General features: G+C 72.3%; 24 protein-coding genes. 13 read left to right on the top strand and 11 right to left on the bottom strand.

The features are described 5' to 3' along the window. Nucleotides 1–21: 21 nt before the first annotated feature. The 7 genes from OG309_RS11555 to OG309_RS11525 form a co-directional block, all read right to left on the bottom strand. On the bottom strand, nucleotides 22–1,227 hold the full coding sequence (locus OG309_RS11555; protein WP_329420302.1) for an acyltransferase family protein: 1,206 nt from the start codon (nucleotides 1,225–1,227) through the stop codon (nucleotides 22–24). Next, nucleotides 1,224–2,204 carry an alpha/beta hydrolase gene (locus tag OG309_RS11550; protein WP_329420300.1) on the bottom strand — a complete coding sequence of 327 codons (981 nt, stop codon included), beginning with the start codon at nucleotides 2,202–2,204 and terminating at the stop codon, nucleotides 1,224–1,226. Before OG309_RS11550 ends, OG309_RS11555 begins: the two co-directional genes overlap by 4 nt. Nucleotides 2,205–2,462: 258 nt before the next feature. Then, nucleotides 2,463–3,146 carry a response regulator transcription factor gene (locus OG309_RS11545; protein ID WP_329420299.1) on the bottom strand — a complete coding sequence of 228 codons (684 nt, stop codon included), beginning with the start codon at nucleotides 3,144–3,146 and terminating at the stop codon, nucleotides 2,463–2,465. Nucleotides 3,147–3,154: 8 nt separating this feature from the next. Beyond that, on the bottom strand, nucleotides 3,155–4,528 hold the full coding sequence (locus OG309_RS11540) for a sensor histidine kinase (protein ID WP_329420296.1): 1,374 nt from the start codon (nucleotides 4,526–4,528) through the stop codon (nucleotides 3,155–3,157). A gap of 99 nt (nucleotides 4,529–4,627) precedes the next feature. Next, the gene (locus OG309_RS11535) at nucleotides 4,628–5,494 is read right to left on the bottom strand and encodes a DUF4429 domain-containing protein (RefSeq protein ID WP_329420294.1); all 867 of its coding nucleotides are present in this window, start codon (nucleotides 5,492–5,494) and stop codon (nucleotides 4,628–4,630) included. A 76-nt stretch (nucleotides 5,495–5,570) separates the two neighbouring features. Continuing rightward, nucleotides 5,571–6,782 (bottom strand): alpha/beta hydrolase, encoded by a 1,212-nt coding sequence (locus tag OG309_RS11530; RefSeq protein WP_329420293.1) that lies wholly within the window; start codon nucleotides 6,780–6,782, stop codon nucleotides 5,571–5,573. A 147-nt stretch (nucleotides 6,783–6,929) separates the two neighbouring features. Further along, entirely contained in the window at nucleotides 6,930–7,559 is a 630-nt protein-coding gene (locus OG309_RS11525; protein WP_329420291.1) for a TetR/AcrR family transcriptional regulator, read from the bottom strand. A 127-nt stretch (nucleotides 7,560–7,686) separates the two neighbouring features. On the opposite strand from OG309_RS11525, the gene OG309_RS11520 reads away from it, so the two are divergent. Then, nucleotides 7,687–9,321: an MFS transporter gene (locus tag OG309_RS11520; protein ID WP_329420290.1), complete on the top strand. Its 1,635-nt coding sequence runs from the start codon at nucleotides 7,687–7,689 to the stop codon at nucleotides 9,319–9,321. 143 nt (nucleotides 9,322–9,464) lie between these two features. After that, a complete protein-coding gene (locus tag OG309_RS11515) occupies nucleotides 9,465–9,896 on the top strand; it encodes a peptidase inhibitor family I36 protein (RefSeq protein WP_329420288.1) in 432 nt (143 codons plus the stop codon). Here the strand turns inward: OG309_RS11515 and OG309_RS11510 are convergent. Beyond that, nucleotides 9,877–10,638 (bottom strand): potassium channel family protein, encoded by a 762-nt coding sequence (locus tag OG309_RS11510; protein WP_329420286.1) that lies wholly within the window; start codon nucleotides 10,636–10,638, stop codon nucleotides 9,877–9,879. The genes OG309_RS11515 and OG309_RS11510 overlap by 20 nt on opposite strands. Nucleotides 10,639–10,727: 89 nt before the next feature. Then, nucleotides 10,728–13,460, bottom strand: a complete 2,733-nt coding sequence (gene aceE, locus OG309_RS11505) for a pyruvate dehydrogenase (acetyl-transferring), homodimeric type (RefSeq protein WP_329420285.1) — start codon at nucleotides 13,458–13,460, stop codon at nucleotides 10,728–10,730. A 413-nt stretch (nucleotides 13,461–13,873) separates the two neighbouring features. Here aceE and OG309_RS11500 point away from each other — a divergent pair, with 413 nt between their 5' ends. The 6 genes from OG309_RS11500 (at nucleotide 13,874) to OG309_RS11475 (ending at nucleotide 18,294) form a co-directional block, all read left to right on the top strand. Next, on the top strand, nucleotides 13,874–14,296 hold the full coding sequence (locus tag OG309_RS11500; RefSeq protein WP_329420283.1) for a DUF3052 domain-containing protein: 423 nt from the start codon (nucleotides 13,874–13,876) through the stop codon (nucleotides 14,294–14,296). A 132-nt stretch (nucleotides 14,297–14,428) separates the two neighbouring features. Beyond that, nucleotides 14,429–14,899 carry a peroxiredoxin gene (locus OG309_RS11495; RefSeq protein WP_329420282.1) on the top strand — a complete coding sequence of 157 codons (471 nt, stop codon included), beginning with the start codon at nucleotides 14,429–14,431 and terminating at the stop codon, nucleotides 14,897–14,899. Between the two features lie 139 nt (nucleotides 14,900–15,038). Beyond that, nucleotides 15,039–15,614 (top strand): TerD family protein, encoded by a 576-nt coding sequence (locus OG309_RS11490; RefSeq protein ID WP_329420281.1) that lies wholly within the window; start codon nucleotides 15,039–15,041, stop codon nucleotides 15,612–15,614. Nucleotides 15,615–15,704: 90 nt separating this feature from the next. Continuing rightward, on the top strand, nucleotides 15,705–16,280 hold the full coding sequence (locus tag OG309_RS11485; protein ID WP_329420280.1) for a TerD family protein: 576 nt from the start codon (nucleotides 15,705–15,707) through the stop codon (nucleotides 16,278–16,280). Nucleotides 16,281–16,309: 29 nt separating this feature from the next. After that, on the top strand, nucleotides 16,310–17,458 hold the full coding sequence (locus tag OG309_RS11480; RefSeq protein ID WP_329420279.1) for a DUF475 domain-containing protein: 1,149 nt from the start codon (nucleotides 16,310–16,312) through the stop codon (nucleotides 17,456–17,458). A gap of 101 nt (nucleotides 17,459–17,559) precedes the next feature. Beyond that, nucleotides 17,560–18,294 carry a TerD family protein gene (locus OG309_RS11475; RefSeq protein ID WP_329420278.1) on the top strand — a complete coding sequence of 245 codons (735 nt, stop codon included), beginning with the start codon at nucleotides 17,560–17,562 and terminating at the stop codon, nucleotides 18,292–18,294. Between the two features lie 21 nt (nucleotides 18,295–18,315). Here the strand turns inward: OG309_RS11475 and OG309_RS11470 are convergent, their stop codons facing one another. Further along, nucleotides 18,316–19,167 carry a TerD family protein gene (locus tag OG309_RS11470; protein ID WP_329428270.1) on the bottom strand — a complete coding sequence of 284 codons (852 nt, stop codon included), beginning with the start codon at nucleotides 19,165–19,167 and terminating at the stop codon, nucleotides 18,316–18,318. Nucleotides 19,168–19,321: 154 nt separating this feature from the next. On the opposite strand from OG309_RS11470, the gene OG309_RS11465 reads away from it, so the two are divergent. From OG309_RS11465 to OG309_RS11455, 3 genes are read left to right on the top strand one after another with little or no spacing between them, the layout of a single operon-like run. Continuing rightward, complete coding sequence (locus tag OG309_RS11465; RefSeq protein WP_329420277.1) at nucleotides 19,322–20,497, top strand: HpcH/HpaI aldolase/citrate lyase family protein; 1,176 nt, start codon at nucleotides 19,322–19,324, stop codon at nucleotides 20,495–20,497. Nucleotides 20,498–20,517: 20 nt separating this feature from the next. Next, nucleotides 20,518–22,995: a phosphoribosyltransferase gene (locus OG309_RS11460; protein WP_329420275.1), complete on the top strand. Its 2,478-nt coding sequence runs from the start codon at nucleotides 20,518–20,520 to the stop codon at nucleotides 22,993–22,995. Next, entirely contained in the window at nucleotides 22,992–23,891 is a 900-nt protein-coding gene (locus OG309_RS11455; RefSeq protein WP_329420273.1) for an HAD family hydrolase, read from the top strand. The genes OG309_RS11460 and OG309_RS11455 overlap by 4 nt, the downstream gene beginning before the upstream one ends. Here OG309_RS11455 and OG309_RS11450 read toward each other — a convergent pair. Then, the gene (locus OG309_RS11450; protein ID WP_329420272.1) at nucleotides 23,854–24,492 is read right to left on the bottom strand and encodes a DedA family protein; all 639 of its coding nucleotides are present in this window, start codon (nucleotides 24,490–24,492) and stop codon (nucleotides 23,854–23,856) included. The genes OG309_RS11455 and OG309_RS11450 overlap by 38 nt on opposite strands. A 306-nt stretch (nucleotides 24,493–24,798) precedes the next feature. On the opposite strand from OG309_RS11450, the gene OG309_RS11445 reads away from it, so the two are divergent. Beyond that, nucleotides 24,799–25,836, top strand: coding sequence for a sensor histidine kinase (locus tag OG309_RS11445; RefSeq protein WP_329428268.1), 1,038 nt, complete (start codon nucleotides 24,799–24,801; stop codon nucleotides 25,834–25,836). Further along, nucleotides 25,827–26,483: a response regulator transcription factor gene (locus tag OG309_RS11440; protein WP_329420270.1), complete on the top strand. Its 657-nt coding sequence runs from the start codon at nucleotides 25,827–25,829 to the stop codon at nucleotides 26,481–26,483. The genes OG309_RS11445 and OG309_RS11440 overlap by 10 nt, the downstream gene beginning before the upstream one ends. The last annotated feature ends 10 nt before the right edge of the window (nucleotides 26,484–26,493 follow it).

Below are 26,493 nucleotides of genomic sequence, written 5' to 3'. Positions count from 1 at the left end.
CGGCGTCCCGGACCCGACGCCTCACGCCAGCCCCAGCGCGAAGACCGCGAACCCCGCCGCCAGGACGCCCGCGAGGGCGCGCCTGGCGGCGCCGGTCCGGCTCCACGGGGACTCGAAGCCCCGGGCGTACCGCCCGATCAGGACGAGCAGCCCGGCGAACACCGGCATCCAGGCCAGCCGCGCCAGGATCCAGCCGACCGAGTCGGGCGCCCCGACCAGACCGGTGATCTCCCCCGCGTACGAGGCGGGGATCGCGGCGGTCAGCATCGCCGTCTGGTGCCAGCACAGGATCGTCATCGCGGACAGGTTGATCACGACGACCGGCGCCCACAGAGCGGGCTTGCGGAGCAGCTTCCCGAGCCGGTCCCGCAGCAGGATCGCGGCGCCGCTCTGCGTGGCGGCGAGGGCGAGCACCAGCAGCGACGGCGGGTGCGAGTTGGTGCGGGCCTCGCCGGGGACGCCGACCATGGACGCGGGGTACCCGCACCACACCAGGAGCACGGCGAAGAGCGCGGCGCCGCCGGCCAGCAGCCCCCAGGCGTGCCGGCGGGTGACCCGGCCCTCGCCCCAGGAGACGCCGAGCTGATAGGCGAAGAGCCAGCCGGGCAGGATGTTGAGGAGGCTCAGCCAGGACGGCATGGCGTCGGCGTACGGCCCGTAGCGCAGCAGGTCGACGACGGCGACGGAACCGAGCAGCGGGGCCGCCGCCCACACGCCGAGCCGGCGGGCGGCCCGGACGCAGTACGGGGTGAGCGCGGTGACGACCGAGTAGACGCCCACGAACCACAGCGGCTGCACGACCAGCGTCGACGCCGTCCGCAGGGTGTCGCCCGGCACGCCGAACCCGTAGTGCAGCAGCGGCAGCAGCGCCGCCCACACGGCGGTGACGCCGAGCACCGGGCGTCCGAGCCGGGCGAGCCGGGCCTTGAGCCAGTCGCGGACCGGGCCCTGGTGGCGTCGGAAGGAGAGCACCGAGGCGTAGCCGCCGACCAGGAAGAAGATGCCCAGCATCTGGAGGATCCAGCTGGCCGGGGCGAGGCCGCCGAAGGCGGAGAGCGGGCTGGCGTTGTGGATCGCGCCGTCGGCGGAGAGCGTGAAGCCGCCGAGCAGCCAGTGCCCGGTGGGCACGGCGAGCAGCGCGAGGGCGCGCAGCCCGTCGATCGCGCGGTCGCGGTGGGCGGGCGTACCGGCCTCGATGCGCCGGACCAGGGTCTGCGGCGAGCTCATCGGGCGACCCCCTCGGCGATGGCGGCGAAGGTGCGCAGGGACGCGGTCCCGGGGGCGAAGTAGCCGTCGTGGCCCTCCGCGTCGGCGGCGTCGATCCGGCGCGCGCCGAACTCCGGGGCGGTGGGGTCGGTGCCGTGACCGAGGCCGGCCACCTCGACGTGGGGTATCCGGTCGATCCAGTCGGTGGGGTCCTTGGCGGCCCACACCCGGGCGTCGGTACCGAGGGCGGCGGCGTTGTCGGTGCGCATCCCGGGGGAGCCGAGGACGACGAGGTCCTCGGCCTTCATGTCGTGCGCGGCGAGCCCGCAGACGACGGACCCGTAGCTGTGGCAGAAGACCGAGGGCTCGGCGGCGCCGACGGCGGCCAGCCCCTCGGCGAAGCGGGTGAGCCGCCCGGCGCCGACCTCGGCGAGCCCCCCGGTGGCGGCGTCGAGGCCGACCCCGACGGGCGTGGTGTAGCCGGCCCAGGCGACGACGGCGGTCCGGCCGCCGGTGGCCTCGCGCAGGGCGGTGGCCTTGCGGGTGAGCGGTGCGAGGTTGCCCGCGTCGATGTCGGACCCCGGCACGATCACGGACACGTGCGCGGCCTTCGTCAGGTCGCCGTAGACGAGGACCGCCTGGCCGCGCCCCCGCGGGTCGTAGGCGAGGACCTGCTGCCCGGCGAACCCGGCCCCGGTGGCCCGGGCGTTGGCCGCGTAGCGCAGCGCGGGCGGGGCGCCGTCGAGGTTGCCGACGACGGTGGGGTGGGCGGCGGCCAGCTCCCGCTGCCGCCGGGGGGTCAGGGAGCCGAAGTACGCGGCGACCTGAGCGGGCGTCATGCGCTCCGGATCGGGCAGCCCGTCGGCCCGCCACTGCGCGGTCCCGACCGGCGCACCCGTCACGGGTTGCTGGCTGCTGCCGGAAGCCCAGCCTGCGGTCCCGGCCACCACGGTCGCGGTGAGCGCGGCGGCGACCAGGGTCCTCGTGAAGCGGCGCATCGAGTGCCCTTCCTCTCTCTCGTCGTTGGCGAGAGGAAGGTAGGAAGGGGACGCCTGACCGGGCGTCACACCGGAGCGCCAACCGCGAACCGATACCGGGGTAGGGGGAGGAGGAGCAGAGGGCCCCAGGCCGGGGGTGGGGCTGTCCCCCGGGGGCTAGCCCGAGTACCGCCGAAGGGACGGGGCGGCGCGCGGGAGGGACCGCCGAAAGGACGGGGGTCGGCGCCGGGCGGGGCCGGCGTCGGCGCGCAGGTGGGGCTAGCGCCCCTGACCGGGCGTCACGAGCCCCGACTCGTACGCGAAGACGACCGCCTGTGCCCGGTCCCGCAGGTCCAGCTTGGCCAGCACCCGGCCGATGTGGGTCTTCACGGTCTGCTCGGCGAGCACCAGGTGATCGGCGATCTCCTGGTTCGACAGGCCCCGGGCGATCAGTTCGAGGACCTCCGTCTCGCGCGGGGTCAGCCCGTTGAGGCGCAGGGCCGCACGGTCGGCGCGCGGCGCGGGCTTCGAGGCGGCGAAGTCGGCGATCAGCCGCCGGGTCACCGAGGGCGCGAGCAGCGCGTCGCCGGCCGCCACCACCCGGACCGCCGCGATCAGGTCGGCCGGGGGCGCGTCCTTCAGGAGGAAGCCGGAGGCGCCGGCGCGCAGCGCCTCGTACACGTAGTCGTCCACGTCGAAGGTGGTGAGCATCAGCACCTTGGGGCGGTGGACCACGCCCGGCGGCGGGTTCAGGATCTCCCGCGCCGCCGCGAGCCCGTCGAGCTCCGGCATCCGTACGTCCATGAGGACCACGTCCGGGTGGGTGGAGCGGGCCACGTCCACGCCCTGCCGCCCGTCCGGCGCCTCGCCCACCACGTCGATGTCGGGCTGCGCGGCGAGCAGCGCGGCGAACCCCGCCCGCACCATGGCCTGGTCGTCGACGATGATCACACGGATGGTCACGGGCTTCCTCAGCTGTCGGTCGGTCCCAGCGGCAGCCGGGCGGCGACCCGGAAGCCCCCGTCCGGCAGCGGCCCGGTGTCGAGCGAGCCGCCGGTCAACCGTACGCGTTCCCGCATCCCGACGAGCCCGTGCCCGGTCCCGGAGCCGCGCTCCACGGGGGATCCCTTCTCCGCGGTGGGCCCGTTGACGACCAGGACGTTCAGCCAGCCCTCGCCGTCCGGGCGGACCGACACCCGGGTGGCGGCGCCCGGCGCGTGCCGGACGACGTTGGAGAGGGCCTCCTGCACGATCCGGTACGCCGACAGGTCCACCGCCTGCGGGACGCCGTCCAGATCGGCGGCGAGGGACAGCTCGGCCGGCACCCCGGCCCGTACCGTCGCCTCGACCAGCTGCTGCACCCGGTCGAGCCCCGGCTGCGGGGCGCGTTCGCCCTCCACGCCCTCGCTGCGCAGCACCACGAGCAGCCGTCGCATCTCGGCGAGCGACTCGCGGGCGCCGGCCGCGATCGAGGCGAACTCCTCGCGGGCCGCGTCCGGCAGCTCGGGGATGCGGTACGGGGCGGAGTCCGCCTGCACGGTGATCACCGACATGTGGTGGGCGACCACGTCGTGCAGCTCGCGGGCGATCCTGGCGCGCTCCTCCAGGAGGGTGCGCCGGGATCGCTCGGCCTCGCTGATGGTCTCCTGCTCGACGAGCCGCCGCTCGGCGTCACCGCGGCCCCGCAGGGTCGCGGTGATCAGCAGCACGACGCCGCTGAGCACGAAGAGGAGCAGGGTGATGCCGCCGGCCCGGCGGGGCGAGAAGATCTCGAAGACGGTCGCGGCGGCCCCGGTCATCAGCCACACCCCGATGAGGGCCCGCCGGGACTCGCGCAGGCCCAGCGCCAGCATCAGCGCCAGGTAGCCGACCACGACCATCGGCGTCCACGGCCAGGGCCGCCCGTCGACCCCGTCGGCGGCGAGCAGCACGAAGCCGCCGAAGACGTCCGCCGCGAAGATCACCCACCAGGCCTGGAGGGGCCGGGTGACGGCGAGCAGCAGGGGCGCGGTCTGCGCGGTGGCGAGCGCCCCGGCGAGGGCGCCGTCGACCTGGTAGTCCTGGACGAGCACGGTGACGGTGACGGGCAGCAGCGAGGCGACGAACGCCAGCGCGACCCCGTACGGAAGCAGCCGCACCCAGGGCGAGGAGGCCCGGGCGAGCAGCGCCTCTCCGGGGGCGGTCGGCGTCGCGAGCGCGACCCCGAAGCTGCGCACCAGCCCGTTCGTCCGGGCCCCGACGGCACGGAGCGGCCCGGCGGCCCGGGCCCCGAGGCTCTGGAGCCGCCCGCGCACACGGACGGCGGTCTGGGGGAGGCGCTGTCGGCGCCGCGGTTCGTCCTTCATGGCCCGCCCAGGGTAGGCAGGCCCGGCGGGGGCGGACGTCATACCGGGGGGTGGGGTGCGGGGTCATACCGGGGTACCCCTCCCCTCGTCCCGCCCGTCCTACAGCTCCGCCAGCAGCTCCGCTTTCCTGGAGGAGAACTCCTCGTCGGTCACGAGACCCGCCTGGTGCAGCTCGCCGAGGTGGCGAATCCTTTCCGCAACTCCCGCGGGATCGTAGGGCGGGGCCGCGCACGGGAGGGCGGGGACGCGTGCGGAGCCGCGGATCGCGGCGAGCACGGCGGCGGCGAAGGGCAGGGACTCGTGCACCGGCCCGTAGCCGAGCCCGAAGACCACCGAGGCGGGATCCCGCTCCGGGTGGGCCGGGCGGCCCGACGCGGACACCGCCCCGCGCGGCAGCAGCCGCAGGCAGCCGTCGGGGGACTCGGGCGAGTGCCACTCGACCCCGCCCAGCTCCCGCACCGGGAAGACCTGGTCGCCCGCCCGCCACTTCTCCGAGGACGCCCCGGTCCGGGACCAGCGGAAGACGACCTCGGCGGACCCGTCGAAGCTGGCCTTCCCGTCGTACGCCTTGAAGGACTGCGGGCCCTCCGGCGCCGCGACGAGGAAGCCGTCCGCGGGCTCCGCCGCGTCGGGCGGGAGCAGCGCGAGCAGCTCCTCGCGGTAGTACGCGGCCTGCGCCTCGCGCTCGACGGGCAGCACGAGCCGGTAGGGGTCGCCCCCTTCCTTCAGCTGCCCCGCCGCCGCCTCGACCAGCGGATCGGCCCCCGGCCTCGGCACGGCATGCAGCACCACGGTGCCCCGCTTGCCCGGCGCGAGCGTCACCGACGCCAGCGCCTCGTGCGGGATGCGCCGTTCGCGCAGCGTGCCGAAGAGCCTCGGCGTGCGGATCCCCCGTTCGAAACGGATGACGATGGCGTCGCTCTCGAACTGCCAGGTGGCATGTATTCCGGCCAGCACATCACCCATGCGCCTCATCGTATGCGGCGTATGCCCCGGCGTCGCCCCTGTGGGAACGCCCGAAATCCGCCGTGATCTACGCGCGTCAGGCGGCTTCTGCACCGGAGATTCCCCGGCGGCAAGCGCTGTCCGCGGCGGCGCAGGTCAGGTCGTCGTACGCGCCGACGCCTATCGCGGCGAAGTTCCGCAGGCTGCCGGTGCCGGGCTCGAAGTAGCCGGCGTGGCCGCTGGCCCCGGCCGCCGAGAGCAGGCGCGCACCGAACTCCGGGGACACCGGGTCGGCGCCGTGGCCCACCCCGCCGAGCTCGACGTGCGGGACGTCGGCGATCCAGTCACCCGCGTCCCGCATCGCCCAGACCCGGGCCGGGGTCGCGAGGTCGGCGGCGCGCTCGGCGCGCATGCCGGGGCTGCCGGCGACCACGACGTCCGTCACCCGCGCGGGCAGCCGGGAGGCGGCGACCCCGCACAGGACGGAGCCGTAGCTGTGGCAGAAGAGGCTGATCCGTGCGTCGCCGGGCAACGCGGCGGTCAGGTCGACGAGTCGTACGGCGCCGTTCTCGGCGAGCCTCCCGATGGCCGCGTCGATCCCGACGCCGACGGGCGCGGTGTAGTCGGCCCAGGCGATGACGGCGGTCCGGGCGCGCGGGTCGGCGCGGTGCTCGGCGGCGTACAGGGAGGCGGCCATGCCGGCGGGGGCCGAGTACATCCGGGCGGTCTTCTGGAAGGTGAGCAGGTTGGTGTCGACGCCCGGCACGATCACCGACACCCGCCGCGCCCGGTCCAGGTCGCCGAGGACCTCGGCGGTCCGTCCGGTGCCGGTCGGGTCGAAGGCGAGGATCTGGCGGTCGGGGCGCATCAGCGACCGGAAGCGGTCCACGCGGCGGCGGGCCTCGTGCAGGCCCTGGGCGTTGAGCCGCGGGTCGTCGACCCTGCTCCGCTCGGCGTCGAGGGTGCGGGCGAGGGAGACGCGGTTGGCGCGGTAGCGGAGGGTGACCGGGACGCCGTTGAGGTTGCCGACGACGAGCGGGTAGCTGTCGGCGAGACGGGTCCGCTGCGCGGGGGCGAGGGAGGCGAAGAAGGCGGCGATCGTACGGGCCGGGGCCGCCGCGTCGGGGAGGGGGCGCTGCCCGACCCGTCCGTGGGCCCAGGCGGCGAGCGCGGTCGCCCGGGTCTCCCCTGGCGTGCTCTGATCCCGGATCGTGGTCCACCCGGTGGTCGCCAGGAACACGAACACCACGGCCAGCGCGAGCATCATGCGCCAGACGGAGAGGGTGGGGGAGGAGTCGAAGGAAGGCATTGCGAGCCACCCTAGGGGGCGCGGTCGTACCCCCGGGCGGGCGAGTGACGCGGATCACCTGGCGCGGCGGGCGTGGTGACGTTCCGTACGCGCGGGCGCACGCGGAGCTCGCACGGGCGGGCGGCGTGGAGGGGGTGGCGCGGGGGTTCAGGCCCTCCAGTCCGGCGCGAGCGCCGGGCCCAGGTGGTCCAGGTAGTGCTCGGTGAGCGCGCGGATCGCCTCCAGGGTCGGCTCCCCGCTCCGCCCCCACAGCTGCCCGGTCACCCGCATCACGCCGCTGAACGCCGCCACGGCGATCCTCGGGCGCGGGTCCGCGTCCACGTCGAGGCCCTCGCGCTCGGCGATCACCCGCGCGATGGACTCCTCCATCTCGGTGGAACGGCGCAGATGGACCGCGAGCAGCGCGGGCGTGGACTCGATGACCTGGAAGCTGCGGACGTACAGCTCGACGGGGACGACCTCGGCGATGGCCTCGCCGATGGTGTCCCAGGCGCTCAGGACCGCGTTGCGCATCGCGTCGAACGGGCCCTCCTCGGGCGGTCGTTCGGTCAGGGCGCGCATGAAGCGCTCCTCGACCATCTGCTGGACGGCGAAGGCCACGTCCTCCTTGGAGGCGAAGTAGCGGAAGAAGGTGCGCTGCGAGACCTCGACCGCGTCGGCGATCTCGTCGACGGTGGTCCCCTCGTACCCCTGGGCGGTGAAGAGCTCCAGGGCGACCCGGATCAACGCGTCGCGGGTGCGCTGCTTCTTCCGCTCGCGCAGACCGGGAACCGTCACCGCCCGGCCCCCTTCCCCGTCTCGTTTCGGTCACTTCGTCCAGCTCAGCGTACCTGTGAGCAACATGACAGTTACCGTCGCGTGAACTCATTAGTCAATTGTCAGTGACTGACATTAGCCTCGCGGCATGACTAGTCAGACCACCGTGGAAAAGACCCCGCAGGGGCAGGGGGGTGGCCGGAAGCCCGACACGACTCCGGCCCCGGCTCAGGCGAAGGGGCTCCGCGGTCATCCGTGGTTGACGCTGTTCGCCGTGGCCGTGGGCGTCATGATGGTGGCGCTCGACGGCACCATCGTCGCCATCGCCAACCCCGCCATCAAGGACGACCTCCAGGCCTCGCTCGCCGAGGTCCAGTGGATCACCAACGGCTACCTGCTCGCGCTGGCCGTCGCCCTCGTCACCGCCGGCAAGCTGGGCGACCGCTTCGGGCACCGCCAGACCTTCATCATCGGCATCGCGGGCTTCGCCGCCTCCTCCGGCGCGATCGGCCTGTCGAGCTCGATCGGGCTCGTCGTCGGCTTCCGTGTCCTCCAGGGCCTCTTCGGCGCCCTGCTCATGCCGGCCGCGCTCGGCCTGCTGCGCGCGACCTTCCCCGCCGAGAAGCTCAACATGGCCATCGGCATCTGGGGCATGGTCATCGGCGCCTCGACCGCGGGCGGTCCGATCGTCGGCGGTCTGCTCGTCGAGCACGTCAGCTGGCAGTCCGTCTTCTTCATCAACGTGCCGGTCGGCGTCCTCGCGCTCGTCCTCGGCCTGGTGATCCTCAAGGACCACCGCGCCGAGAACGCCCCGCGCTCCTTCGACGTCCTCGGCATCCTGCTGCTCTCCGGCGCGATGGCCTCCCTCATCTGGGGCATCATCAAGGCCGGTGAGTCCTGGGGCTGGTCCAGCCTGAACACCTGGGGCTGTCTGGTCGGCGCGCTGGTGCTCTTCGGCGTCTTCGCCTTCTGGGAGACCCGGGTCAAGGAGCCGCTCATCCCGCTGGGGATGTTCCGCTCCGTGCCGCTCTCGGCCGGTGTGGTGCTGATGGTCCTGATGGCCTTCGCCTTCATGGGCGGCCTGTTCTTCGTCACCTTCTACCTCCAGGGCGCGAAGGGGCTCAGCCCGGTCGACAGCGGCATGCACCTGCTCCCGCTGACCGGCATGATGATCGTCTCCTCGCCGCTGGCCGGCGTGCTGATCACCAAGTTCGGCCCGCGCGTCCCGCTGGTCGGCGGCATGGTCTGCACCGCGATCGCGATGTTCGGCATGATCACCCTCACCTCCGGCACGGGCACCCTGGCGATGTCCCTCTGGTTCGCGCTGCTCGGCCTGGGCCTGGCCCCGGTCATGGTCGGCGCCACCGAGGTCATCGTCGGCAACGCGCCGCTGGAGCTCTCCGGTGTGGCCGGCGGTCTGCAGCAGGCCGCCATGCAGGTCGGCGGCGCCCTCGGCACCGCGGTGCTGGGCGCGGTCATGTCCTCCAAGGTCTCCAGCGCCTTCGCGGAGAACTGGAAGGGCGCCGGCATCCCGACGCCGCCGGACCCGCGCCTGGAGCAGGCCGCCGAGTTCGGCATGGTGCCGCCCGGCCTGGACCAGGCGCCGGGCATGACGCCCGAGATCGCCCAGACCATCGGCAAGGTCATCCACGACACGTTCATGGACGGCATGGGGCTCGCCTTCACCGTCGCCGGTGTCGTGGCCGTCGTCGCCGCCCTGGTCGCCACGCTCACCAAGCGCGGCGCCAACGCGGAGGCGGGCGCGGGCGCGGCCCACATCTGAGCCCGAGCCCGACCCGGGAGCCTTGAGCTCCCTCAGGGGGTCGTCACCCGTTCGCGTGAACGGGGGCGGCCCCTCTTCCGTTCCCGGGGTGACTTCCGCCATGCTCTTGATTACAGAGAGTGACGAAACGGGGGTTCACCTGCATGTATACGCAGACGAAGGCGAAGACGAGGACGAAGACGAGGACGAGGACGAAGGCGAGGAAGACGAAGCTGGCCGTCGGTGCCGTGGGGGCGGTCCTGACCGCTCTTCTCGCGATCCCGGCCGAGGCGGCGGCCCCGAGCGGCACAGCCCTGGGGCCCTGCGGGCCGGGGCAGCTGTGCCTCTGGCCGAAGGCCGACTTCAAGGGGCGGCCGCAGACCCATGAGCTGTCCTCGGTCGACATCGAGAGCTGTGTCGCCCTGCCACCGGGGACGACCGCCCAAGCCCTCGCCAACCGGACCGGACGGCCGGTCACCACCTACCAGTCCGCGGTCTGCGCGGAGACCGGGGAGTTCGAGACCTATCCCGGCCGGGGGACGTGGGTGCCCCAGACGCCCTACCAGGTCCGGGCCTTCAAGATCTGGGAGAGGTAGGCGCCGGCGCCGGGACGTCCGGGGTGCCGGGCGGCGGGACCGAGAGGCGCGCGACCTCGGCCCGCAGCTCCCGCACCTCGACGGTCAGCGCCTCCAGGAGCTCCAACTGCCGGCGCTCGGACTCGTCGTCCCGCTCGAAGCGGGCGATGAACCAGGCGGCGATGTTGGCGGTCACCACACCGAGCAGGGCGATGCCCGACAGCATCAGGCCCACCGCGAGCACCCGGCCCAGGCCCGTGGTCGGGGCGTGGTCGCCGTAGCCGACGGTGGTCATCGTGGTGAAGGACCACCAGACCGCGTCCCCCAACGTCTTGATGTTGCCGTTCGGCGCGTCCCGCTCCACATGGAGCACGGCCAGCGAGCCGAACATCATCAGCCCGACCACCGCGCCCGCCACATAGGTGGTGAGCGTTATCTGCGGGGCCATCCGGGCCCGCCGGCCCACCAGGAGGAGCGTCGACACCACCCGCAGCAGCCGCAGCGGCTGCACCATCGGCAGTATCACCGCGAGCAGATCCAGCGGATGCCCCCGCACGAACACCCACCTGGCCGGGGCGAGCGCGAGACGCACCAGGTAGTCCAGGGCGAACGCGGCCCACACCGTCCACTCCACGTGGGTGCACAGCCGGTGCACCCACGGGTCGGCGCCGGGCGCCACGATCGGCACGGCGTACGCCACGCCGAAGGCCACGGCCAGCACCAGCAGCGGCGTCTGGGTGCGTGCTTCCCAGCGGTCCTTCATGACGGGTGATCCTCCATGCCCGGCATCGTAAGGAACGCGGAAGGGCGGCGGGACCACCCGGTCCCACCGCCCTCACCAGCGGATACGTGCTACGCGTCGCCGCCCGCGGCGCCCGGGTCCGCGGCCGCCACGTCGAGCAGCTGGTAGCGGTCCACGGCCTGCTTCAGGACCGACCGGTCGACCTTGCCGTCACGGGCCAGCTCGGTGAGGACCGCGAGCACGATCGACTGGGCGTCGATGTGGAAGTAGCGACGGGCCGCGCCCCGCGTGTCCGCGAAGCCGAAGCCGTCCGCGCCCAGCGAGGTGTAACGGCCCGGCACCCAGCGGGAGATCTGGTCCGGCACCGCGCGCATCCAGTCCGAGACCGCCACGAACGGGCCCTGGGCCGCCTGCAGCTTGCGGGTCACGTACGGGACGCGCTGCTCCTCGTCCGGGTGGAGCAGGTTGTGCTCCTCGACGGCCACGGCCTCGCGGCGCAGCTCGTTCCAGGAGGTGGCCGACCAGACGTCGGCGCGCACGTTCCACTCCTCGGCGAGGATCCGCTGGGCCTCCAGGGCCCACGGCACGCCGACACCGGAGGCCATGATCTGCGCGGGGATCGCACCGGACTCGCCGGCCTTGTAGCGGTAGATGCCCTTGAGGATGCCCTCGGCGTCCACGTTCTCGGGCTCGGCCGGGTGCTGGATCGGCTCGTTGTAGACCGTCAGGTAGTAGAAGACGTCCTCGGCCTCGGGGCCGTACATCCGCCGCAGACCGTCCTGGACGATGTGCGCGATCTCGAAGCCGAAGGCCGGGTCGTACGCGACGCAGCCCGGGTTGGTCGAGGCCAGCAGGTGCGAGTGGCCGTCGGCGTGCTGGAGGCCCTCACCGGTCAGCGTGGTGCGGCCGGCGGTGGCGCCCAGCACGAAGCCGCGGGCGAGCTGGTCGGCCATCTGCCAGAACTGGTCGCCGGTGCGCTGGAAGCCGAACATCGAGTAGAAGACGTAGACCGGGATGAGCGGCTCGCCGTGCGTCGCGTAGGCCGAGCCGGCGGCGATCAGCGAGGCCGTGCAGCCGGCCTCCGAGATGCCGTCGTGCAGCATCTGGCCGGTCGGGGACTCCTTGTAGGCGAGGAGCAGTTCGCGGTCCACGGCCTCGTACTGCTGCCCGAGCGGGTTGTAGATCTTGGCGCTCGGGAAGAACGAGTCCATGCCGAAGGTGCGGTACTCGTCCGGCGCGATCAGCACGAAGCGCCTGCCGATCTCCTTGTCCCGCATCAGGTCCTTGAGCAGCCGGACGAAGGCCATGGTGGTGGCGATCGACTGCTGGCCGGAGCCCTTCTTCACCGGGGCGTAGGTCTTCTCCTCGGGCAGCGCCAGCGGCTTGGCGCGCACCACCCGCGTCGGGACGTACCCGCCGAGCGCCTTGCGGCGGTCGTGCATGTACTGGATCTCCTCGGAGTTCCGGCCCGGGTGGTAGTACGGCGGCAGGCCGTCCTCCAGCTGCCGGTCCGTGACCGGGATGTGCAGCCGGTCGCGGAAGCGCTTGAGGTCGTCGACCGTCAGCTTCTTCATCTGGTGGGTGGCGTTGCGGCCCTCGAAGTTGGGGCCCAGCGTCCAGCCCTTGACCGTCTTGGCCAGGATCACCGTCGGCTGGCCCTTGTGGGCCTTGGCCGCCGAGAACGCGGCGAAGATCTTCTTGTGGTCGTGACCGCCACGGCCCAGGTGCAGGATCTGGTCGTCGGTCATGTTCTCGACCATGGCCCGCAGCCGCTGGTCGTCGCCGAAGAAGTGGTCGCGGATGTACCCGCCGGTCTCCGTCGCGTACGTCTGGAACTGTCCGTCCGGCGTGGTGTTCATCCGGTTCACCAGCACGCCGTCGCGGTCCTGCGCGAGCAGCGGGTCCCAGGAGCGGTCCCAGACCAGCTTGATGACGTTCCAGCCGGCGCCGCGGAAGACCGACTCCAGCTCCTGGATGACCTTGCCGTTGCCGCGCACCGGGCCGTCGAGGCGCTGCAGGTTGCAGTTGACGACGAAGGTGAGGTTGTCCAGGTTCTCCCGGGCGGCGATGGTCAGCTGGCCGAGCGACTCCGGCTCGTCCATCTCGCCGTCGCCGAGGAAGGCCCACACGTGCGACTTGGAGGTGTCCGCGATGCCGCGCGCCTCCATGTAGCGGTTCATCCGGGCCTGGTAGATCGCGCCGAGCGGGCCGAGGCCCATCGAGACGGTCGGGAACTCCCAGAAGTCCGGCATCAGCCGCGGGTGCGGGTACGAGGACAGCCCGTTCGGGAACTTCGACTTCTCCTGGCGGAAGGCGTCGAGCTGGGTCTCGCTCAGTCGGTCCAGCAGGAAGGCGCGGGCGTAGATGCCGGGGGAGGCGTGGCCCTGGAAGAAGATCTGGTCGCCGCCGTCGCCCTCGTCCTTACCGCGGAAGAAGTGGTTGAAGCCGACGTCGTACAGCGAGGCGGAGGAGGCGAAGGTCGCGATGTGGCCGCCGACGCCGATGCCGGGGCGCTGGGCGCGCGAGACCATGACGGCCGCGTTCCACCGGGTGGCGTTGAGGACCTTGCGCTCGATCTCCTCGTTGCCGGGGAAGAAGGGCTCGTCCCGTGTCGCGATGGTGTTGACGTAGTCCGTGCTGCGCATCTCGGGCACCGCGACCCGCTTCTCGCGAGCCCGCTCGATCAACCGCAGCATGAGGTAACGGGCCCGCTCCCGGCCCCGCTCGTCGACGGCGGCGTCCAGGGAGTCGAGCCATTCCTGGGTCTCTTCGGGATCGAAATCCGGGACCTGGCTGGGAAGGCCGCCAATGATGATCGGGTTGCGATCGGATGCGGAAGCCACGCTGTTCCTTCGCTGGTCGGTGGAGCCCACGGGGAGGGACCCGCGGAGGCCGGGATGACCATCGTGTACCCCGCCGACGGCAAACGTCATCTTTACCGTGGGGTAACCCTCCCGAGGCGCCTTGTTCGGTCAAATCGCAACCTTACGCCCATCCCGCGCATGCGTTTCGTCAGCACGTTCGGCAGACTGAAGCCGCAGAGTCCCGCAATCCGGGGCGAAGCGTGCATGACTCGTCACGGAGAGTGGCGGGCACTCGCCGGAGGTTGCGGCGAGACGGCCCCAAACGTCACCGTTTCGGCGGTCTCCATGGCCGGGTACTTGCGCGATCCGCCCCGGCCCGTGTGGACTACGGCCAGCGCCGCGCGCACGCGCGCGGCCACAGATCTTTTCCGAAGACGATCAGGAGGCAAGCCGTGAGCGCGACCGCGGACCACGCGGAGGAGCGGACCAACCCGGCAGCGAGGCTGGGGTTCGAGCCCGGACAGGTGGTCCAGGAGATCGGCTACGACGACGACGTAGACCACGATCTCCGTGAAGGCATCGAGTCCCTCATCGGCCAGGAACTCGTGGACGAGGACTACGACGACGTCGCCGACGTCGTGCTGCTGTGGTTCCGTGACGAGGACGGTGATCTCACCGACGCCCTGGTGGATGCCATCGGTCTTCTGGAGGAGGGCGGCCAGATCTGGCTGCTCACCCCGAAGACGGGCCGCGACGGCTACATCGAGCCGAGCGACATCAACGATGCCGCGCAGACCGCCGGTCTCTCCCAGACCAAGAGCATCAGCGTCGCCAAGGACTGGACGGGCACCCGCCTGGGCACTCCCAAGCGCTGATCCCTCGAACGCTGCACGGAGCCCCCGCCGGTCACGACCGGCGGGGGCTCTGCGCGTACCGGCCGCCCCTTAGGGTGGGCTTCACCGGATCGGCCCAAGGGGTGGGCCGCCGGGCGAAGGGATGCGTACGCGATGGCGATCGAGATCGGCGCCCAGGCCCCGGACTTCGAGCTGAAGGACAACCACGGGCGGACCGTGCGGCTCTCCGACCTCTTCGGGGACTCCCCGGACAGCCGGAACGTGGTGCTGTTCTTCTACCCCTTCGCCTTCACCGGGGTGTGCACCGGCGAGCTGCGCGAGCTCCGCGACCACCTGGACACCTTCGTCAACGACGACACCCAGCTGCTCGCGGTCTCCAACGACTCCATCCACACCCTGCGCGTCTACGGAGAACAGGAGGGGCTGGAGTTCCCGCTGCTCTCCGACTTCTGGCCGCACGGCGCGGCCTCCCGCGCCTACGGCGTGTTCGACGAGGACAAGGGCTGCGCGGTGCGCGGCACCTTCGTCATCGACAAGGCCGGAACGGTCCGCTGGTCGGTCGTCAACGCCCTCCCGGACGCCCGTGACCTCGACGCCTACGTCAAGGCGCTCGCGGCCCTCTGAGGGTCCGGCCGGGGGCTACCGGTCCAACACTCGGGCGAAACGTCTGTTTGTGCGGGGAACCCGTCACTAGGATCCAGACGTTGATCCGATGCCAACGCACGACTGGGGGCACGACCCCTGGAAAACAATGGAGGGACTCGTGGGAGTCAGCCTCAGCAAGGGCGGCAACGTCTCGCTGACCAAGGAGGCCCCTGGCCTGACCGCCGTCACCGTCGGTCTGGGCTGGGACGTCCGCACCACCACCGGTACGGACTTCGACCTCGATGCCAGCGCCATCCTGGTGAACACGGAGGGCAAGGTCCGCAACGACCAGGACTTCGTGTTCTTCAACAACCTGAAGAGCGCCGACGGCTCCGTCGAGCACACCGGTGACAACCTCACCGGCGAGGGCGAGGGTGACGACGAGCAGGTCAAGGTCGACCTGGCCAACGTTCCGGCGGACGTCGCCAAGATCGTCTTCCCGGTCTCGATCTACGACGCCGACAACCGGCAGCAGTCCTTCGGCCAGGTCCGCAACGCGTTCATCCGCGTCGTGAACCAGGCCGGCGGCGCCGAGATCGCGCGGTACGACCTCTCCGAGGACGCCTCGACCGAGACCGCCATGGTCTTCGGCGAGCTGTACCGCAACGGTGCGGAGTGGAAGTTCCGCGCCGTCGGCCAGGGCTACGCCTCGGGTCTGCGCGGCATCGCGCAGGACTTCGGCGTCAACGTCTGACCGACGCCTTCGCATCCGTCCGGCGCCGCACCCCTCGTGCGGCGCCGGACGTGCCTGATCAGCAGTCATCACCGGGGAGGAACCACCGTCATGGGCGTCACGCTCGCCAAGGGAGGCAATGTCTCCCTCTCCAAGGCCGCACCCAACCTCACCCGGGTCCTCGTGGGTCTCGGCTGGGACGCGCGCTCCACCACCGGAGCCCCCTTCGACCTCGACGCCAGCGCGCTGCTGTGCCAGTCGGGCCGGGTGCTCGGCGACGAGTACTTCGTCTTCTACAACAACCTCACGAGCCCCGAAGGCTCCGTCGAACACACCGGCGACAACCTCACCGGTGAGGGTGAGGGTGACGACGAGTCGCTCATCGTCGGCCTCGACAAGGTCCCGGCCCACTGCGACAAGATCATCTTCCCCGTCTCGATCCACGAGGCCGACAACCGCGGCCAGTCGTTCGGCCAGGTGGCGAACGCGTTCATCCGCGTCGTGAACCAGACCGACGGCCAGGAACTCGCCCGCTACGACCTCTCCGAGGACGCCTCCACGGAGACCGCGATGATCTTCGGCGAGCTCTACCGTTACAACGGCGAATGGAAGTTCCGGGCGGTGGGGCAGGGGTACGCGTCAGGCCTCCGGGGCATCGCTCTAGACTTCGGGGTCAACGTTTCGTAAAGCCGCGTTATTACACGATGGGGTAGACAGTGGTTCTGAAAACCTTCGGGTGGTCGTTCGCGATCACTGCGCTCGGCCTTGTCGCGGCCGTGATCTACGGGGGGTGGGAGGCGTTCGGGGTCGTCGCGATCCTCTGCATCCTCGAGATCTCGCTGTCCTTCGACAACGCGGTGGTCAACGCCGGAATCCTGAAGAAGATGAACGCCTTCTGGCAGAAGATCTTCCTCACGATCGGTGTGCTCATCGCCGTCTTCGGCATGCGGCTGGTCTTCCCCGTCGTGATCGTCGCGATCAGCGCCAAGATCGGCCCCATCGAGGCCGTCGACCTCGCGCTGAACGACGCCGACCGGTACCAGGAGCTGGTGACCGACGCGCACCCGTCGATCGCCGCCTTCGGTGGCATGTTCCTGCTGATGATCTTCCTCGACTTCATCTTCGAGGACCGTGACATCCAGTGGCTGCGCTGGATCGAGCGCCCGCTGGCCAAGCTGGGCAAGGTCGACATGCTGTCGGTCTGCATCGCCCTGATCGTCCTGCTGATCACCTCGATGACCTTCGCGACCCAGGCCCACCAGCACGGTGGCGCGCACGTCGACAAGGCCCAGACGGTGCTGATCTCCGGCATCGCCGGCCTCATCACGTACCTGATCGTCGGCGGTCTCTCCGGCTACTTCGAGAACAAGCTGGAGGAGGAAGAGGAGCGCGAGCACGAGGCCGAGGAAGAGGCCAAGCGCAGCGGCAAGAAGGTTTCCGCGGTCCAGCTCGCCGGCAAGGCCGCCTTCTTCATGTTCCTCTACCTGGAGGTCCTCGACGCCTCCTTCTCCTTCGACGGCGTCATCGGCGCCTTCGCCATCACCAACGACATCGTCCTGATGGCCCTCGGCCTCGGCGTCGGCGCCATGTACGTGCGGTCGCTGACCGTCTACCTGGTCCGCCAGGGCACCCTCGACGACTACGTCTACCTGGAGCACGGCGCCCACTACGCGATCGGCGCCCTGGCCGTGGTCCTCATGATCACCATCCAGTACGAGATCCCCGAGATCGTCACCGGCGGTATCGGCGTCGCCCTCATCGGCTGGTCCTTCTGGTCCTCCGTGCGGCGCAACAAGGCGCTCGCCGCGGCGGGCGGGAACGCCGATTCCTCGGACGACAAGACCGGGGTGCCGTCGGGGGTGTGACACCCCCGACAATGAGGAACGCTTCTCTGCGGGGCGGCCGGTGCACCCGGCCGCCCCGCGGCGTGTGTCAGGGGTGGGCGACGAGTGGGGGGTGAAGGCGCATGGCCTTCTGGGACAACCTGTTTCCGGGCCGGGTGGACGAGTTCGCCGCGGGCACCGGCTCGCACTCCATCGACCTGACCAGACGCCGCCCGACGATCTCCCTCAGCAAGCAGGGCGCCGCCACCGGCAACCTCCGGGTCAACCTCTCCTGGCGCATGCGCACCTCCGACATCGGAGACCGGCCCCGCCAGTCCGGCAGCCTGCTGCGCCACCCCTTACGGCTCTTCAAGCCCGAGGAGGTCCAGGCGCACACCCAGGGCGTCGTCAACGTCGACCTCGACCTCGGCTGCCTCTACGAGATGGCCGACGGCTCCAAGGGCGTCGTGCAGCCCCTGGGCGGCTTCATGGGCGAGCTGAACGAGCCGCCGTACGTGCGGCTGAGCGGCGACGACCGATTCGGGGCGCCCTCCGGCGAGACGATCTTCGTCAACCTCGACCACGTGGACGCGATCAAGCGGCTGCTCTTCTTCGTCTACATCTACGACCAGACACCGGCCTTCGACCGCACCCACGCCAAGGTCACGCTCTACCCGAGCAACGGCCCGCGGATCGAGATCGAACTGGACGAGCACGCCCCGCAGGCCCGCTCCTGCGCGGTCTTCAGCGTCGAGAACGTCAAGGGCGAGCTGACCGTCCGCCGCGAGGTGCGGTTCGTGTACGGCTTCCAGGCCGAGCTGGACCGGCTGTACGGCTGGGGCCTCCAGTGGGGCCGCGGCTTCAAGTCGAAGACCTGACGCCCGTCCGGCCCACCGGGGTCACCGGACGAACTGCGGACCCATCGGAGGCATCCGGAACTCGCGCACCGGCTGCGGATAGCCGTACGCGGGCGGCGCGGCCGGAACAGCGGCCGGTGCCGTCGCCGGGAGCGGGGGAGCGGCCGGCTGCGGCGGCACCACCGGGACCGGAGGCCCGGTCACCGGGCCCTCCGGGGCCCGCACCGCCTCCATCGGCTGCACCATCGTCGCGTCGGGGTCGTGCCCGGCCGCCGGGGCGTCCCGCGGCCCGTCGTCCTCGGCTTCTGCGGCCCCTGTGGCCGCCGTGTCGACGGAGTCGTCGACCGAGACCCCGAAGTCCGTCGCGAGGCCCACCAGGCCGGTCGGATAGCCCTGGCCGACCGCACGGAACTTCCAGCCGTCCCCGCGCCGGTACAGCTCACCGCAGATGATCGCGGTCTCCTCGCCGGTCTCCGCCGACACGTCGAAGACCGCCAGCGGGTCCCGGTCCCCGGCGCCCGGCGCCCCGTCGTACAGCAGGATCCGCAGGTCGGAGACCGAACGGAAGGTGTCACCGTCCGATGAGGCCGCGAGCACCACCCGGTCGACCGAGGCGTCGAGGACGCCCAGGTCGGCCTCCACGGTGTCCGTGAGCCCCTCCGGCACCCGCTTCTTGTGGGGCAGCCTGCGCACCAGCCCCGACGGATGCCGGAGCTGGTTGTAGAAGACGAAGTCCTCGTCGGACCGCACGCGCCCGTCCACGCCGAGCAACAGCGCCGAGGCGTCCACGTCGGGCACCCCGGGGCCCGGAGTCCAGCGGAGCACGGCCCGTACGGCCGCGGTGTCGAGAGGGACGTTGGAGCCCTTCAGCATCGCGTGCGTCATGCCCGTCATCATTCCTGCCCGGGCACCTTCCGGACAACGCGGGGGGCCCGATGCGGACGAGTTACCTGAACTTCACGCACGTGGGGAACTACGGACACCCTCACCTACGTACTATTACCGGCCACATCTCATCAGGGCCTCCCGGGCCAGTCGGGGGAGATACATGCGTCATTTCGGGCACATCCCGGCCGCAACGCGGACCAGGCTGTTCCATCAGGAGCCGGCCGCGTTCACGGTCGACTCCGCCGCGCGCACGCTCGCCGTGGCCCTGGGCGCCACGCTCTACAGCCCGGCCACCCGGCCGCGGCTCGCCGACGACGTGCGCAAACAGGTCGCGCGGGGAGTGGCCTCCATGGTGCTCTGCCTGGAGGATTCCATCAGCGACGCCGAGGTCGAGGCGGGCGAGGCCAACCTCGTCCGGCAGTTCGCCGACCTCGCCGCCGGCAGCGGCCCGGACGGCTCCGACGTGCCCCTGCTCTTCATCCGGGTCCGCGAACCCGGACAGATCACCGACCTCGTCGACCGCCTCGGCGAAACGGTCCGGCTGCTGTCCGGATTCGTACTCCCCAAATTCACCGAGACCCGAGGCCGCGCCTTCCTCGAAGCGCTCGCCGTCGCCGAGCGGAACTGCGGCCGCCGGCTCTTCGCCATGCCCGTCCTGGAGTCCTCCGAGCTCCTCCACCTGGAGACCCGGGCCGAGACCCTGGCCGGCATCGCCTCGATCACCGGCAAGTACCGCGACCGCGTCCTCGCCCTGCGCCTCGGCGTCACCGACTTCTGCTCCCACTACGGCCTGCGCCGCTCGCCCGACATGACCGCGTACGACGTCAAGCTGGTCGCCGACGTCATCGCCGACGTCGTCAACGTCCTCGGCCGCTCCGACGGCACCGGCTTCACCATCACCGGCCCCGTCTGGGAGTACTTCCGCCCCGGCGAGCGCATGTTCAAGCCGCAGCTCCGCCGCAGCCCCTTCCTGGAGGGCCGTGCCGAGGACCTGCGGACCGCGCTCATCGAGCACGACCTCGACGGGCTGCTGCGCGAGATCGAACTCGACCGCGCCAACGGCCTGCTCGGCAAGACCTGCATCCACCCCACCCACGTGCCCCCGGTGCACGCACTCTCCGTGGTCAGCCACGAGGAGTTCAGCGACGCCCAGGACATCCTGCGGCCGGAACGCGGCGGTGGCGGGGTGCTCCGCTCCGCGTACACGAACAAGATGAACGAGGTGAAGCCGCACCGCGCGTGGGCCGAACGGACCCTGCTGCGCGCCGAGGTCTTCGGCGTCGCGCGCGAGGACGTCGGCTTCGTGGAGCTGCTCACCGCCGGCCTCGCCGGCTGACGGAAGGCTGAAGAACTCCGATGGAAACGGTGTGGTCGGGAACCTGGGTCGCGGAGCGACTGGGCGTCGAACTGATCGGCGACGAGGAGCTGCCGGGCCTGCTGGGCCTCGCACTGCGCCGCAACCCCAAGCGGGCGCATCTGCTGGTCTCCAACGTGCTCGGCAAGCACGTGCCGCAGCGCCCCTCGGTCGTCCGGGACGCCGGCCACGACCTGGGCGTACGGGTACGGCGGCTGCTCGGCGACGAGGAGGCGGCGCGGGCCGTCGTCCTCGGGTACGCCGAGACCGCCACCGGCCTCGGTCACAGCGTCGCCGACGGCCTCGCGCTCGCCCCGTACCTCCACTCCACCCGGCGCCCCGTCGACGGCGTCGCCACCGCGGGCGGCTTCGAGGAGTCCCACTCCCACGCCACCTCCCACCTGTTGCTCCCCGAGGACCCCAAGCTGCTCGCCCAAGACGGCCCGCTGGTCCTCGTCGACGACGAGTTCTCCACCGGCAACACGGTCCTCAACACCATCCGCGACCTGCACGAACGCCACCCGCGCGAGCGGTACGTGGTCGTCGCGCTCGTCGACATGCGCACCCCCGCCGACCGGGCCCGGCTCACCGCCTTCGCCGACGCCCTCGGCGTCCGCGTCGACCTGATCACCCTCGCGGCGGGCACCGTGGACCTGCCGGACGGGGTCCTCGCCAAGGGCCAGGAACTCGTCGCCCGCCACGAGGCCGCCGCCCCCGCCGTACCGGTACCCCGCCCCCCGCGCGGCGGAGCCGGGCTCCGGACCCGGCGGATAGCCCTCGACTGGCCGGCCGGCCTGCCCGACGGCGGCCGGCACGGCTTCACCCCCGAGCACCGGGAGCGCCTGGAGAAGGCCCTGCCCGCGATGGCGGCACGGATCGCACAGGCGCTGGAGGACGTCGCGGAGGACGGACCGGCCGCCCCTCCCGGCGCCCTCCGCGCCCCCCGCGTGCTCGTCCTCGGTTTCGAGGAGCTCATGTACGCCCCGCTGCGCCTGGCCGGCGAGCTGGAGCGGACCGGCGCCGCCGAGGTGCGCTACTCGACCACCACCCGCTCGCCCGTCCTCGCCGTCGACGACCCCGGCTACGCCATAAGGACCCGGCTGGTCTTCCCGGCCCACGACGAGCCCGCCGACGGCCCCGGCGAGCGGTACGCGTACAACGTGGCCGGCGGCGGCTTCGACGCGGTCGTCGCCGTCGTCGACTCCGTCGCCGACACCCCCGAGCTGCACGCCCCGGACGGACTCCTCGCCCAGCTCGCGGCCCACATACCCCGGGTCGTGCTGGCCGTCGTCCCCTCGTACACCCCCCAGGTCACCGAAGCTCCCGAAAGGAGCTCCATGCTGCCCGAGCCCCTCCGCGGCCCCGCCTTCTCCTCGTACGCACCCGAGGAGGTCGGCTGGCTGCTCCAGGACCTCTCGGACGTCGAACTGGAGGCACCGACCGAGGAACGGGAGGAGGCCATCCAGAGCGGCGGCGCGCACTACGCCGAGTCGCTGCCCGTCGAGTACCAGCCCAGCGAGCGGTACCAGGAGCTGTTCCAGGCCGCCCTGGACGGCTCGGCCGCCCGGATCGCCCGGGCCGTCGGCACCGTCACCGAGACCGTCCTCGCCGAGCGCGGCAAGCAGCCCGTCCTGGTCTCCCTCGCCCGGGCCGGAACCCCCGTCGGCGTCCTGATGCGCCGCTGGGCCCTGCACCGGCACGGTCTGGAGCTCCCGCACTACGCCGTCTCCATCGTGCGCGGCCGCGGCATCGACGCCAACGCGCTGCGCTGGCTCGCCGCCCACCACGACCCGGCCGACGTCGTCTTCGTCGACGGCTGGACCGGGAAGGGCGCCATCACGCGCGAACTCGCCGAGGCGCTCAAGGAGTTCGACGGCTTCGACCCGGAGGTCGCGGTCCTCGCCGACCCCGGCTCCTGCGTCCGCGTCTACGGCACCCGCGAGGACTTCCTCATCCCCTCCGCCTGCCTCAACTCCACCGTCTCCGGCCTGATCTCGCGCACGGTCCTGCGCTCCGACCTGGTCGGCCCGCACGACTTCCACGGCGCCAAGTTCTACCGCGAACTGGCCGGCGCGGACGTCTCCGGCGCCTTCCTCGACGCCGTCGCCGCCCGCTTCGACGAGGTCGCCGCCGACGTCGACGAGGACGTCGCCAAGCTGCTCGCCACCGACCGCACCCCCACCTGGGAGGGCTGGAGCGCCGTCGAGCGGATCAGCGAGGAGTACGGCATCCACGACGTCAACCTGGTCAAGCCGGGCGTCGGCGAGACCACCCGGGTGCTGCTGCGCCGGGTCCCCTGGAAGATCCTGGCCAAGCGGGGCGCGGGCGCCGACCTGGCCCACGTACGGCTGCTCGCCGAACAGCGGGGCGTGCCGGTCGAGGAGGTCGACGACCTGCCGTACAGCTGCGTCGGACTGATCCACCCCCAGTACACGCGCGGGGCGACCGGCGCCGACGGCACGGCGGTGGTGTCCCGATGAACGCGATTCCGAAGCCCACCGGGGCCGCGTCCACGCCCACCGTCCTGGTCGCCAGCGACCTCGACCGCACCCTCATCTACTCCACGGCCGCCCTCTCCCTGGGCATGCCCGACGCCCAGGCGCCCCGGCTCCTGTGCGTGGAGGTCCACGAGTCCAAGCCGCTCTCGTACGTGACCGAGAGCGCCGCCGACGAACTGCGCGCGCTGGCCGCCGAGACGGTCTTCGTCCCCACCACGACCCGCACCCGCAAGCAGTACCAGCGGATCCGGCTGCCCGGCGACACCCAGCCGAAGTACGCGATCTGCGCCAACGGCGGGCACCTGCTGGTCGACGGCGTCTCCGACCCCGACTGGCACGCCGAGGTACTCCGCCGGGTCACCGAGTCCTGCGCCCCGCTCGCCGAGGTCCGCGCCTACTTCACCGCCACCACCGACCTGTCCTGGGTGCGCAAGCACCGGGTCGCCGAGGACCTGTTCGCCTACCTCGTCGTCGAACGGGAGCGGCTGCCCGAGGAGTGGCTCGCCCGCTTCACCGAGTGGGCGGGCGAGCGCGGCTGGACCGTCTCGCTCCAGGGCCGCAAGGTGTACGCCGTGCCCCGGCCGCTCACCAAGAGCGCCGCCGTCCGCGAGGTCGCCCGCCGCACCGGCGCCACCCTCACGCTCGGCGCCGGCGACTCGCTCCTCGACGCCGACCTCCTGCTCGCCGCCGACCGCGGCTGGCGCCCGGGCCACGGCGAACTCGCCGACGCCGACTGGACGGCACCGCACGTGGAGGCCCTGCCCGAGCGGGGCGTGGCGGCGGGCGAGGAGATCCTGCGCCGCTTCCGGGCCGCGGCCCGGGCCCACATCGCGCCCCGGCTCAACGGCGCGCCCGCCGCCCTCCCGGACCCGGCCTGACGGCCCGTACGACCCGGACGGCGACGAGGCAGGCCAGCGCGGCCAGCGCCAGGAGGAGCACCGCCTTCGAGTAGACCGACACATAGTCGGTGACCTGCTCCCAGTTCTCGCCGAGCACGTAACCGGCCAGGACGAAGGCGGTGTTCCACAGCGCGCTGCCGAGGGTCGTGAGCGCCAGGAAGAGGGGCAGCGGCATCCGCTCCACCCCGGCCGGCACCGAGATCAGGCTGCGGAAGATCGGCACCATCCGGCCGAGCAGCACCGCCTTGGTGCCGTGCCGGGCGAACCACGCCTCCGTCCGCTCGATGTCCGCCACCTTCACCAGCGGCAGCCGGGCCGCCACCGCGACCACCCGCTCCCGCCCGAACAACGCCCCCACCGCGTACAGGGCGAGCGCCCCGACGACCGACCCGGCGGTCGTCCACAGCAGCGCGGCGATCAGGTTCATGCGCCCCGAGGAGGCGGCGAACCCCGCCAGCGGCAGGATCACCTCGCTCGGGATCGGCGGGAAGAGGTTCTCCAGCGCGACGGCGACGCCCGCACCGGGCGCGCCGAGGGTGTCCATCAGTGTGTTGATCCATTGCGCCATCCATTGGTCCATGCCCTCGACGCTAGGAATCCCCGGGGCCCGGGGGACTGCGGGCGCCCGCACGGGAGGGTGCGGTTTTCCGCAGGGTGCGGGGGACGGCGCCGCGCTAGCGTGGCGATCATGGGGATCAGGTCGGAGGGGACCGGCGCGGGCGTGAGCGGTGGGCCGGGCGGCGGAGGCGTACGCGGGGTCGCACCCGGCGGGCCGGGCGGCGGCGACCCACGCGGGGGCGCGCGCCCAGGGCCGCTCGGTGGCGGCCGTCGGGCGGTCCGGACCGTGGCGGCGCTCGTGCTCGGCGCCGTCTCGGCGGTCCTGGAGATGGCGGCCGGTCTCGTCCTGCTGCCCGTCCTGGTGTCGCCGCACGGCCGACGGGGCCTCGCGCGGGTGGCGGGCCGGGCCGTGCGGGCGGAGCGGTGGCGGCTCGGCCGCCTGCTCGGCGTGCGCGTCCCGCCGTACGGGCGGCAGCGCACCCTCGCGTACCTCGTCGCGCGCTGGCCGGTCGGCCTGCTGGGCGGGGTGGTCCTCGGCTGTGCGGCCACCGGCCTCGCCTACGCGCTCTTCGCGCTGACCGGCTGGCTCCTCGTGGACGTCCGGCAGCCGCTCGTGGTCGCCCTCGGAGGCGCCGGCGGACTGCTCCTGCTCTTCCTCGCGGCCCAGGGGATGGGGCAGGTCGCCCGGATGGAGGCCGAGCTGGCGGCCAGGATGCTGGGCCCGAGCCAGGCCGACGCCCTGGAGGCCAGGATCGCCGAACTCGCCGCGAGCCGCGCCGAGATCATGGACGTCGTCCACGAGGAACGCCGCCGCATCGAGCGCGACCTGCACGACGGCGTGCAGCAGCGCCTGGTGGCCCTCGGCATGCTCATCGGCCGGGCCCGCCGCAGCCAGGACCCCGCGCGGGCCGCCGAACTGCTGCTCCAGGCCCACGAGGAGAGCGGCCGGGCCCTCGCCGAACTGCGCGAGGTGGCCTGGCGGGTGCATCCCGCGGTCCTGGACGAGGCGGGCCTGCGCCCCGCCCTGGAGGCGGTCGCCGAACGCAGCCCGCTGCCGGTGCGGCTCGGGTTCGCGGTCCCGCGGCCGGTGCCGAAGCCGGTGGAGACGGCGGCGTACTTCGTCGTGTCGGAGGCGGTGACGAACGTGGTCAAGCACGCGGGTGCGGGCGCCGTGGACGTACAAGTGACGTGGAGGGACGGGACGTTGGACGTACGGGTGGAGGACGACGGCGCCGGTGGCGCGGACCCGGCCGGCAGCGGCCTCGCCGGCCTCGCGAGCCGGGTGGCGGCGCTGGACGGACGCCTGAGCGTGCACAGTCCGGCGGGCGGCCCGACGGTGATCGGGGCGGAGCTGCCGTGCGCGTGATACTGGCCGAGGACTCGACGCTGCTACGGGAGGGGCTCGTACGCCTCCTCGCCGAGGAGGGCCACGAGGTGCGGGCCGCGGTGGGCACGGCGGTGGAACTCCTCGCCGCGGTCCGAGCAGACCCCCCGGACGTGGTGGTCGTCGACGTCCGCATGCCGCCCACCCACACCGACGAGGGCCTGCGCGCCGCCCTGGAGATCCGCGCCGGGCTGCCGGAGGTGGGCGTGCTGGTGCTGTCGCAGTACGTGGAGAAGCGGTACGCGACGGAGCTCCTGACCGGCGGGGCCGGGGCCCGGGGCGGCGTGGGCTACCTGCTCAAGGACCGGGTCGCGCAGGTCGACGAGTTCCTGGAGGCGCTGGAGCGGGTGGGGGAGGGAAGGACCGCCTTCGACCCGGAGGTCGTCCGGCGGCTCCTCGTCCACTCCTCCCACACCGACCCGCTGGCCCGCCTGACACCCCGGGAGGGGGAGGTCCTCGCGGCGATGGCGCAGGGCCACACCAACGCGACCGTGGCGGCCCGGCTGCACGTGTCGCTGAGCGCGGTGGAGAAGCACATCAACGCGATCTTCGACAAGCTGGAGCTGACGGGCCGCAGCGAGGGCTACAGCAAGCGGGTCCTGGCGGTCCTGCGCTACCTGGACAGCTGACGGGCGGGCG

It is taken from the genome of Streptomyces sp. NBC_01268, assembly GCF_036240795.1.
Lineage (GTDB): Bacteria > Actinomycetota > Actinomycetes > Streptomycetales > Streptomycetaceae > Streptomyces.
Note: the sequence above shows the minus strand (reverse complement) of the source record. Positions and strands in the feature narration are given on the sequence as shown.